Annotated in this window: 10 protein-coding genes; 6 read left to right on the forward strand and 4 right to left on the reverse strand. The window is 65.0% G+C overall.

From position 1 onward, the window contains the following. Nucleotides 1-108 precede the first annotated feature (108 nt). From D580_RS0110845 to D580_RS0110855, 3 genes are read right to left on the reverse strand one after another with little or no spacing between them, the layout of a single operon-like run. The gene (locus D580_RS0110845; protein WP_018954408.1) at nucleotides 109-2472 is read right to left on the reverse strand and encodes an ABC transporter permease; all 2364 of its coding nucleotides are present in this window, start codon (nucleotides 2470-2472) and stop codon (nucleotides 109-111) included. Beyond that, entirely contained in the window at nucleotides 2469-3191 is a 723-nt protein-coding gene (locus tag D580_RS0110850; RefSeq protein ID WP_018954409.1) for an ABC transporter ATP-binding protein, read from the reverse strand. The genes D580_RS0110845 and D580_RS0110850 overlap by 4 nt, the downstream gene beginning before the upstream one ends. Nucleotides 3192-3217: 26 nt before the next feature. After that, a complete protein-coding gene (locus D580_RS0110855; protein ID WP_018954410.1) occupies nucleotides 3218-3832 on the reverse strand; it encodes a YhcB family protein in 615 nt (204 codons plus the stop codon). A 337-nt stretch (nucleotides 3833-4169) separates the two neighbouring features. On the opposite strand from D580_RS0110855, the gene D580_RS0110860 reads away from it, so the two are divergent. From D580_RS0110860 to D580_RS0110870, 3 genes are read left to right on the forward strand one after another with little or no spacing between them, the layout of a single operon-like run. Continuing rightward, nucleotides 4170-4871 carry a succinate dehydrogenase iron-sulfur subunit gene (locus D580_RS0110860; protein ID WP_018954411.1) on the forward strand — a complete coding sequence of 234 codons (702 nt, stop codon included), beginning with the start codon at nucleotides 4170-4172 and terminating at the stop codon, nucleotides 4869-4871. Then, the gene (locus D580_RS0110865; RefSeq protein ID WP_018954412.1) at nucleotides 4868-5149 is read left to right on the forward strand and encodes a succinate dehydrogenase assembly factor 2; all 282 of its coding nucleotides are present in this window, start codon (nucleotides 4868-4870) and stop codon (nucleotides 5147-5149) included. Before D580_RS0110860 ends, D580_RS0110865 begins: the two co-directional genes overlap by 4 nt. After that, complete coding sequence (locus tag D580_RS0110870) at nucleotides 5106-6023, forward strand: NifU family protein (protein WP_331270971.1); 918 nt, start codon at nucleotides 5106-5108, stop codon at nucleotides 6021-6023. The genes D580_RS0110865 and D580_RS0110870 overlap by 44 nt, the downstream gene beginning before the upstream one ends. A 117-nt stretch (nucleotides 6024-6140) precedes the next feature. On the opposite strand, the gene D580_RS0110875 is transcribed toward D580_RS0110870, so the two are convergent. Next, the gene (locus tag D580_RS0110875; protein WP_018954414.1) at nucleotides 6141-7775 is read right to left on the reverse strand and encodes an alpha-D-glucose phosphate-specific phosphoglucomutase; all 1635 of its coding nucleotides are present in this window, start codon (nucleotides 7773-7775) and stop codon (nucleotides 6141-6143) included. Nucleotides 7776-7858: 83 nt separating this feature from the next. Here D580_RS0110875 and D580_RS0110880 point away from each other — a divergent pair, with 83 nt between their 5' ends. From D580_RS0110880 to D580_RS0110890, 3 genes are all read left to right on the forward strand, one after another. Further along, nucleotides 7859-8359 carry a DUF1249 domain-containing protein gene (locus D580_RS0110880; protein WP_018954415.1) on the forward strand — a complete coding sequence of 167 codons (501 nt, stop codon included), beginning with the start codon at nucleotides 7859-7861 and terminating at the stop codon, nucleotides 8357-8359. Between the two features lie 165 nt (nucleotides 8360-8524). Continuing rightward, nucleotides 8525-9001, forward strand: a complete 477-nt coding sequence (iscR, locus tag D580_RS0110885) for a Fe-S cluster assembly transcriptional regulator IscR (RefSeq protein WP_018954416.1) — start codon at nucleotides 8525-8527, stop codon at nucleotides 8999-9001. Nucleotides 9002-9014: 13 nt separating this feature from the next. Further along, a partial coding sequence (locus tag D580_RS0110890) for an aminotransferase class V-fold PLP-dependent enzyme (RefSeq protein WP_018954417.1) occupies nucleotides 9015-9658 on the forward strand: 644 nt, incomplete at its 3' end.

The following is a 9658-nucleotide window of genomic DNA, read 5'->3' on the forward strand; positions in this document are numbered from 1 at the left end:
AAGAAAAGCCCCTTGCGCATCCCTATCAGCAATTCACACTGACTTGCCACTTGCCACTTGCCACTTGCCACTTGCCACTTGCCACTTGCCACTTGCCACTTGCCACTTCTACTCCCTGCTCTTGAGCACTTCCACCAGATCCAGCCGGTTCAGGCGGCGCAGCACCACCAGTGCCGACAGCACAGTGGCGACCAGGATCACTGCGGCGGCGAAGGCGTAGGCATCGGGGGTGATGATCAGGGGTACCCGGTAGAGATCGGAATCCATGGTGCCCACCAGCAGGTAGACCAGGGCCTTGCCGATCAGGAAACCCGGCAGGATGGCCGCGAGGGCGATGAGAAACAGTTCGCCCAGCAGGATATAGCTGATCTCGCCCCGGGTGAGTCCCAGCACCCGCAGGCTGGCCAGTTCGCGGGCACGTTCCGTGAGCGCGATGCGCGCGCTGTTGTAGACGACGCCGAAGGCGATGCTGCCGGCCAGCAGGGTGCTGAAGAACGCGAAGGTCAGCACGATCTCGGCCATGGAGTCCATAAAGTTCTGGATGGCCTTGAGCCGGTCGGTGACACCGGCCACCCGGGGAACATCCTTGAGGACGTCGATAATCACATCGCGGTGCTCATGATCCACCGCGAGCCAGACCCCGGAGATGGCCGTGCCTTCGCGCATGATCCGGTTCAGGGCGTCCAGGTCCATGTAGGCGGAGGCGCCGGTGAATTCCCGGATCACGCCGGTGACCGGTACCGGCAGCTGTTCACGACGCCCCTCCAGGAATTCTACCCACACCGTGTCTCCTGGCCGGGCATCCAGGTGATCGGCCAGGAAATCGTTCAGCACCAAGCCTTCCGGGGGAAGAGTGACCACCTGAAGCCGGTCATCCAGAATGCGGTGCAGGCGGCTGTCCGGCTCTACCCCGTGGATGGCGGTGCGGTAGATGGCCTGTCCCTTGCTCAAGCGCACGGCGGCGCTTCGAAACGGTTCCACGTGATCCACGCCGGACAGGGCGGCGAGTTCGTACATGGCGCGCCGGGAGGTGGGTTCCGTGAACACCACGGTCAGGTCGTCCCGCTGGGCCTGCCCGTACTGGACCTTGATGAGATAGGTGATGGCGCCTTCCTGGTAGCCGCCCAGCACCAGGATGCCGCAGGCGAAGGCGATGCCGGTGACGGACAGCAGGGCCTTGAACGGGCGGCGCTCGATGTTGCGCAGGATCATGCGGCTGGGCTGGGAGAACAGGCGCTGCAGGCCCAGGCGTTCCACGAGCGTTGCGCGAAACACAGGCGCGGGTTCCGGGCGCATGGCCTCGGCCGGCGGGATGCGCACCGCCCGCACCAGGGCCATCGCGGTGCCCAGCAGGCCCGCGGCCAGGGTGACCAGGGTGCCCAGGGCCACGCTGCGGGCCTGCAGCTGCAGTTCCAGGTAGGGGAAGCGGAAGAAGTCCTGGTACAGGGCCGCCATCATCGAGCCGAGCCACAGCCCCACCGCCGTGCCCAGCATCAGGCCGATGACCAGGATCACCAGCACCATCTGGGCGTAGTGCAGGCCCACGTGGAGATTGCTGTAGCCGAAGGCCTTGAGGATGCCCAGCTGGTCACGCTGGGTATTGATCAGCCGCGTCAGCACCACGTTGAGCAGAAAGGCCGCCACCGCCAGGAAGATGGCGGGGAACACCGTGGCCATGGTTCGCAGCTGCCCCAGCTCCACGTCCAGATAGCGGTGGGAGAGCTGATCCTCGCGGCCCACGGCACCCTGGCCGCCGTAGGGGGCGAGCAGGGCATCCAGTCGGTCGATCACATCGCCGCTGCGTGCGTCCCGGGTCAGGGTGAGCACCAGGTCGTTGAAGGCGCCGTCCATGTCGAAGGCGGCGGCCAGCTGGCTGCGGTTCATCCACAGGATGCCTAAACGGGCGAAATCCGGGAACAGTTCGCCGGGGGCCACGTGGTAGATGTATTCCGGCGAGAGCACGATGCCCACGATCTCGATGTGCTGCAGGCGGCCGTTGATGATCGCGCCGATGCGGTCACCGGGCACGAAGCCATGGGCCTGGGCAAAGGCCTCGTTGACCACCGCCTCGCCCGAGCGTCCTGCCTCCGGCAGCCGGCCCGTGCGCAGGAACAGGCGATTGAGTTCCGAGTTGCGGCCGTCGGGCAGGGAGATGAGGATGCCGGTGGCAGGATCGACGAAACCGGGGATGTCCAGGTTCGCTCCGGAGACCACCCGCGTCTCCACCTGCTGAACCCCGGGGATGTTCTCCACCGCCTCACGCAGGGATTCGGGGGCTCGTTTCACCGTGACGAAGATGTCCGCGAATCGGTAGTCCCGGTAGTAGGCGTCCCGGGTGAGGGACAGGGCATCCAGGGAGGTGAGCGACATGACCAGGGTGGCCATGCCGCCAGCGATCACCACGGCAATGGCGAGCACCTGGCCGCGCATGTGCCAGAGCTCCCGCAGCAGCTTGCGATACAGGGCGCTCACCAGCTCAGATCCCGGGGTGCCTTGCGCTGTGCGGGCCTGTCGATGCGCTCGATGTGGCCGTCCATGAAATGGATCACCCGGTCGGCCATGTCGGCGATGCCGGCATTGTGGGTGATCACCGCGGTGGTGGTGCCCAGTTCCCGATTGATGCGCTCGAGGACCTCGAGCACCACGATGCCGGTCTTGGAGTCCAGGGCGCCGGTGGGCTCGTCGCAGAGCAGCACCGCCGGGCGCTTGGCCACCGCCCGGGCGATGGCCACCCGCTGCTGCTCGCCGCCGGAGAGTTGCGCGGGAAAATGGTCCATGCGTTCACCGAGGCCCACCATCTCCAGGGCCTCTTCCGGTGACATGGGGTTTCGGGCGATCTCGGTGACGATGGCCACGTTTTCACGGGCCGTGAGGCTGGGGATGAGGTTGTAGAACTGGAACACGAAACCCACGAAGTGGCGCCGGAACTCGGTCAGCTCCCGGTCGCCGGCCTTGACCAGGTTCCGCCCCTGGCAGATGACCTCGCCGCCGCTCGGGCTGTCCAGGCCGCCGAGGATGTTGAGCAGGGTCGACTTGCCGCTGCCCGAAGGGCCGAGGAGGACGACGAATTCTCCTTTGTAGAGATCCAGGTCCACCCCTCGCAGGGCATGGACCTCGACCTCGCCCATGCGGTAGACCTTGGTCAGGCCCCGGGCGCGGAATACCACCTCCTTGTCCGAGTCTTCCTTCATGGCCCCGTGATCATGGTCCCGGTGCTTCAGCCACGTGCCTGAACCTTGTCCTCTTTGGACTCGCCGGTATCGGGTTCAGATCTCCCCTCGGTGGGCCGGTCGGCGTCTTCGGTTGCGGTGGCGCCGTGCTCGTCGCGCCGGGCGGTCACCGGACGCTCAGGTGTCTCCTCCAGCTCCACATGCTCGGGGATGTGGGGGGCATCGCCCATCATGTGCTCGTCGTCGTCGAGCACGCGCTTGGTGCCTGCGGTGGTTTCCTGCTGCTTATCCTTCTCCTCGGAGGCGCCGCTGGCGGCTTCCGGGGGCACCGGGCGGGAGCGTCCTTCCAGCAGGGCGCCGGGGTGATCCGGCAGAAGGCGTTGCGCCGGGGCATCGGCCAGGCGGCTGTAGCTCTCGGAGAGGTGGTCGTAGAGATCCCGGTAGGAACCGGCCATGGAAGTGAACAGGCTGGCGGTCTTCTCGAAGTGCTGGTTCACCGACTGACGGTAGTCGGCCATCTCCTGGCGCTGTTTTTCCAGCTCGGCCTTGAGGGCCTGCGCTTCCTGGCGTCCATGGGAGGTCTGACGGCCGAGGAGGAAGCCCGCGACAGCGGCTGCGATCAGGCCCAGGAGGATGAGGATCCAGGTGGTGGTGGCAGTCATGGGGGCTCCGGATGATTTCATTAGATCGTTTAATCAGTTTGAACCACCCCTTCGACCCGACTCAAGCGCATATGTTGCGCGGCGTGCGACTAAACTGACAGATATCAAATCCCATGCAGACGGCCGAGGCTGATCATGCTGGCTGGGTGCGGGGGCCGTGGCCGGACCGAGGTGGCATGCTTATGGACCACGGTGCGTTCGTGTCACGGGTCGGAGTCAGGTGCAGTGAACCTGACTGTATTCTGTTTGCTCTAAGGTGCATAATGCCAGTCATATAGATGACCTGAGAGACTGCGGGTCAAGAACAATAACCCCACCAGCGCCGAGGAGTCGTCCGATGCGTTTCTCCATCTACCGCTTCAACCCGGAAACCGACACCGAACCCTACATGCAGGATTTCGAACTTCCGGACTCCCAGGTGGAACCGGGCATGATGCTGCTGGAGGCGCTGCTTCGGCTCAAACGCCAGGACGAGACCCTGAGTTTCCGACGCTCCTGCGGCGAGGGGGTGTGCGGCTCCGATGGCATGAACATCAACGGCACCAACGGACTGGCCTGCGTCACCCCCTTGGCAAGCCTCAAGCAACCCATCACCCTGCGACCCTTCCCGGGCATGCCGGTGATCCGCGACCTGATCGTGGACATGGGTAACTTTTACAACCAGTACCGAAAGGCCAAGCCCTACCTGGTGATCAATGATCCGGTGCCGGAGGTGGAGCGCAAGCAGTCTCCGCAGGATCGCGAGAAGCTGGACGGCCTGTACGAATGCATCCTGTGCGGCTGCTGTTCCGCCTCCTGTCCCTCCTACTGGTGGAACCCGGACAAGTTCCTGGGTCCGGCCGCGTTGCTGCAGTCGGCCCGGTTCATCCTGGATTCCCGGGACCAGGCCACCAGCGAACGACTGGAGCAGCTGGACGATGCCTACAAGCTCTACCGTTGCCACACCATCATGAACTGCGTGCAGGTCTGCCCGAAGGGCCTCAACCCCACCAAGGCCATCGGCGAGATCAAGAAGCAGATGCTCAAGCGCTCCCTGTGACCACGGACGAACAACTCGCCAGCAGCGACGTGGAGGCCCTGCGCCGCCTGCGCTGGAGTTGCCGGCGCGGCATGCTGGAACTGGACCTGCTGCTGGAGGCCTTCCTCAAGCACGGTTTTGTGAAACTGGACGCCCGGGGTCGCGAGACCTTCGAGCGTCTGCTGGACTATCCCGATACCACCCTGCTGCAACTGCTCATGGGGCAGATGCAGTCCAGCGACAGGGACGTCGCCCATGTGGTCGAATTCATCCGCCAGACCGCTCGTCATCCATCCTGAGCCATCCCGCTACCTGGCCGCATGGCTGGTGCTCGTGCACGGCCTGGCCGGGGCAGGGCTGATCGCTGCCGCGATGCCCCTGGTCGCTGCCGTCGGCGTCGGTGTTCTGCTGTTTTCCTTGAGGCTTCATCTGATGCGCCTGGGATTCCTCGCCGGGCGTCCCGTGATCCAGGGCCTGCGCCTGGAGGTGGATGGCCGGTGTCGCGTGCAAACCGCCGACGGGCGCTGGCGCCCGGCGGTCATCCTGCCCGGCAGTTTCTGCGCCCCGTGGCTGTGCGTGCTGCAGCTGCGGGTGGAGGGGCGCTGGCAGAGCCTCAGCCTGGCGCCGGACAGCCTACCAGCGGATCAGCTGCGGCGGCTGCGTATGGGCCTGCTGGCCCTGCGCGCGAATTCGCCTGAGCACGCCCGGGGTATTCGGGCCGGCCTGGTGCGCCTTGGTATACTGCGCGGCAAACACCCTGTGGAGACACTGCCCATGCCCACCGATCAGGAGCGGCTGGAAGCCCTGCTCAGTGACGATCCGGACCACGTCTACAGCGACGAGGAACTGGACGCCATCGAGGCCATCGATCCCGAGATGGCCCTGCGCATCGACCGCGTGCAGACCCAGGCCCGTCGCCAGGGCGGAAACGTGGTGGCCGAGGGTCCCATCGACGAGGCCGTGGTACGGGAGGCGGTAGAAGAGGCGCGCAAGATCCTCATGCAGGACGGCGGCGACATCGAGTTCGTCGCCATCGAGGACCGCACCGTGCGCGTGCGCCTCAAGGGCGCCTGCGTGGGCTGCCCCCGTTCCACCCTCGATCTCCGAAACGTGGTGGAGCGCCTGGTGCGATCCAGGGCGCCGGGGGTGGCTAGGGTGGTGAATGAATTTTAAGGTGCAATTCAAAATTCAAGATTCAAGATTCAAAGGTGCATGCCTCGATCTGATGCATCTTGATTTGACGGGAGCATTTCCCCTTTGAATCTTGAATCTTAAATTTTGAATTCACCATTATGTGACCACGTCCGGCTTGTCCCGTCCCGTGTGTTCCCGGATGCCGGCGATCTGCTCGGCGATGGCGATGAGTTCGGCCAGGGCCTCCTGGGTGTCCAGATCGTGGCGCTCGGGGTCGGGTTCGAAACGCTCTACGTAGAGTCGCAGGGTGGCACCTTCCGTGCCGGTGCCGGAGAGCCGGAACACCACGCGGGATCCGCCCTCGAACAGCACCCGCAGTCCCTGATGCTCACTGCGCGAGCCGTCCACCGGGTCGGTGTAGGCGAAGTCGTCGGCCTGCTCCACCAGGTACTCGCCGAAGCGCTGGCCCTTGAGCGCTGCCAGTTTGTCTCCAAGACCCTTCATGAGCGCCTCGGCCCGTTCCGAGTCCACCGCCTCGTAATCGTGGCGGGTGTAGTAGTTGCGCCCGTAGAGGCGCCAGTGTTCGCGCACGATCTGCTCCACGGACTGGCGCTTGACCGCCAGCAGGTTCAGCCAGAACAGCACCGCCCACAGGCCGTCCTTCTCGCGCACGTGGTCTGAACTGGTGCCGAAGCTTTCCTCGCCGCACAGGGTCACCCGGCCTGCATCCAGGAGGTTGCCGAAGAACTTCCAGCCGGTGGGGGTCTCGAAGCATTCCACCCCGAGACGCGCCGCCACCCGGTCGGCGGCCTGGCTGGTGGGCATGGAGCGGGCGATGCCGCGGATCCCCTGGCGGTAGCCGGGCACGTGGTGGGCATTGGCGGCGAGCACCGCCAGGCTGTCGCTGGGGGTGACGAAAAAGCGCCGCCCCAGGATCATGTTGCGGTCGCCGTCGCCGTCGGAGGCCGCGCCGAAATCCGGCGCCTCACGGCCGAAGAGCTGCTGCACCAGGTCGTGGGCATGGGCCAGGTTCGGATCCGGGTGTCCGCCGCCGAAGTCGGCCAGGGGTTCGGCGCGCATCACCGTGCCGGGTTCCGCGCCCAGCCGGTTTTCCAGGATGCGCACGGCATAGGGTCCGGTGACCGCGTGCATGGCATCGAAGCGCATGTGGAAATGCCCCGAGTTGAACAGGGCGTGGATGCGGTCGAAGTCGAACAGGGACTCCATCAGGGTCTCGTAGTCGGCCACCGGGTCGATCACTTCGACGGTCATCTCGCCGAGCCTTGTCTCGCCCAGGTGGTCGATGTCCACGTGGGGGGCCTCGGCGATGTGGTAGCGCGAAAGGCTCAGGGTGGCCTGGTGGATGGCGCCGGTGACCGATTCCGGGGCCGGGCCGCCGTTGGCGATGTTGTACTTGATGCCGAAGTCCGCGTCCGGGCCGCCGGGGTTGTGGCTCGCCGAGAGCACGATGCCCCCCTGGGCCCGGTGCTTGCGGATCACGCAGGAGGCGGCGGGGGTAGAGAGGATCCCGCCTGCGCCCACCATGACCCGGGCAATGCCATTGGCGGCGGCCATGCGCAGGATCACCTGGATGGCCTCGCGGTTGTGGTAGCGACCGTCGCCGCCCAGCACCAGGGTGCCGCCGTGCAGGTCTTTCTGGGTGTCGAAGATGGCCTGGACGAAGTTTTCCAGGTAGTGGGGCTGACGGAATACCCGGACCCGCTTGCGCAGGCCCGAGGTACCCGGTTTCTGATCCTTGAAGGGACGGGTCTCGACAATGGCGATCTTCATGGGGATGCGGTTTTCCTGAGCAGGGTGAATAGGCAAACGTTAGCAAAGACGGCGCCCGATGTCGCTGTGCTACCATGCCTCTCATGTTGATCCAGGACATCAAACCCGCTTATCTCGAACCGGTGCCGCAGAGCTTCGCGGCGCTGATGGATCTCTATGAGGCCAACTACATCAGGCTGCGCCAACTGTGTCCGGAACTGGGTGATCTGCAGGGTGAGTACGTGTCCCGGGTCGCCGGGGCCATGGACCTGCATCTGGAGGTCCTGGAACACACCCCCTACACCAGCACCGCCCGCCTGACCTATCTGTTCGCGGAGCCGGAGGGCACCCGCCGCAGCCCCGATCTGCTGGTGCGCATGTTCCACGATGCCCGCCAGGTGGAGGTGCTCGGTCGCCACTGCCGGCCCCTGGATGTGAACATCACCGTGGAAGACCTGCCCCGGCAGCGCTCCCTGGCCTGCAAGTGGCGCCTAAACCGCTTCCTGTTCAAGTGGCTGGGCTACAGCCTGCGCCAGGGCCACCGCTTCCATCTGCCCGAGACCGATACCCCCGCCACCGGTCTGCCTTTGGAAATCGCCCCCTGAGGGGGCCTCTCCCGCCTGAAATCCCCTATTACCGACAGAACCACTCGGATTTTTTGTGGTCGTATTGTTGACTGTGTCGGTCAACTATTGTATCAATACACCAATTCCTGACCATCCAGGTCGGAAATTCACATTCTGCCAACCCAACCTGAAAGGGGTGGATCTATGAAGCTCTCAACCAAAGGTCGCTACGCCGTCACCGCCATGATGGATCTGGCCATCCACGACAGGATCGGTCCGGTGACCCTCGCCGACATCTCCCAGTGCCAGGGCATCTCCCTGTCCTACCTGGAGCAGCTGTTCGCCAAGCTGCGCAAGCACGGCCTGGTGGAAGGCGTGCGTGGCCCCGGTGGTGGTTACCGCCTCGCCAAGCCCGCAGACCGCATCACCGTGGCCAATATCATCACCGCCGTGGACGAGAACGTGGACGTGACCCGCTGCCAGGGCAATGAAGACTGCCAGCAGGGGGATCGCTGCCTGACCCACGAGCTGTGGAAGGATCTGAGCCAGCAGCTCTACAGCTTCCTGGACGGCATCACCCTGGCCCAGTTCGCCAACCGTCCCGAAGTCCAGGCCGTGGCCCGCCGTCAGGACCGCGAGATCAACCGTCACCACTTCATCTTCAGTCGCACCGCCGCATAAGGAGGTCGCTGTGATGGCTAACAAGACCCCCATCTACCTGGACTATTCCGCGACCACGCCGGTGGACGAGCGCGTGGCCGAGGAGATGGCCAAGTACCTGACCCGCGGCGGTATCTTCGGCAACCCGGCGTCGCGTTCCCACGTATTCGGCTGGGACGCGGAGAAGGCGGTGGAGCGAGCCCGTGAGCAGGTGGCCGAGCTGGTGGGCGCCGACCCCCGGGAGATCGTCTGGACCAGCGGCGCCACCGAGGCCAACAACCTGGCCATCAAGGGCGCGGCGCACTTCTACCAGAAGAAGGGCCGGCACCTGATCACCGTCAAGACCGAGCACAAGGCGGTGCTGGACACCTGCCGGCAGCTGGAGCGCGAGGGTTTCGAGGTCACCTACCTGGACGTGCAGGCCAATGGCCTGGTGGACCTGGAGGTGCTGAAAGCGGCCCTGCGCGAGGACACGGTGCTGGTGTCGGTGATGCACGTGAACAACGAGATCGGCGTGATCCAGGACATCGAGGCGATCGGCAACCTGACCCGGGAGCGGGGTGTGCTGCTGCACGTGGACGCGGCGCAGTCCACCGGCAAGGTGGCCATCGACCTGTCGAGGCTGCCGGTGGACCTGATGAGCTTCTCGGCCCACAAGACCTATGGTCCCAAGGGCAT

It is taken from the genome of Thioalkalivibrio sulfidiphilus, assembly GCF_000377945.1.
Classification (GTDB): Bacteria; Pseudomonadota; Gammaproteobacteria; order Ectothiorhodospirales; family Ectothiorhodospiraceae; genus Thioalkalivibrio_A; species Thioalkalivibrio_A sulfidiphilus_A.

What these genes read in the sequence shown, in the direction of transcription:
- iscR (WP_018954416.1), top strand. Translation starts at nt 8,525, where the DNA reads ATGAAGCTCTCAACCAAAGGTCGCTACGCCGTCACCGCCATGATGGAT.
- D580_RS0110880 (WP_018954415.1), top strand. Translation starts at nt 7,859, where the DNA reads ATGTTGATCCAGGACATCAAACCCGCTTATCTCGAACCGGTGCCGCAG.
- D580_RS0110870 (WP_331270971.1), top strand. Translation starts at nt 5,106, where the DNA reads ATGTGGTCGAATTCATCCGCCAGACCGCTCGTCATCCATCCTGAGCCA.
- D580_RS0110855 (WP_018954410.1), bottom strand. Translation starts at nt 3,832, where the DNA reads ATGACTGCCACCACCACCTGGATCCTCATCCTCCTGGGCCTGATCGCA.
- D580_RS0110875 (WP_018954414.1), bottom strand. Translation starts at nt 7,775, where the DNA reads ATGAAGATCGCCATTGTCGAGACCCGTCCCTTCAAGGATCAGAAACCG.
- D580_RS0110860 (WP_018954411.1), top strand. Translation starts at nt 4,170, where the DNA reads ATGCGTTTCTCCATCTACCGCTTCAACCCGGAAACCGACACCGAACCC.
- D580_RS0110850 (WP_018954409.1), bottom strand. Translation starts at nt 3,191, where the DNA reads ATGAAGGAAGACTCGGACAAGGAGGTGGTATTCCGCGCCCGGGGCCTG.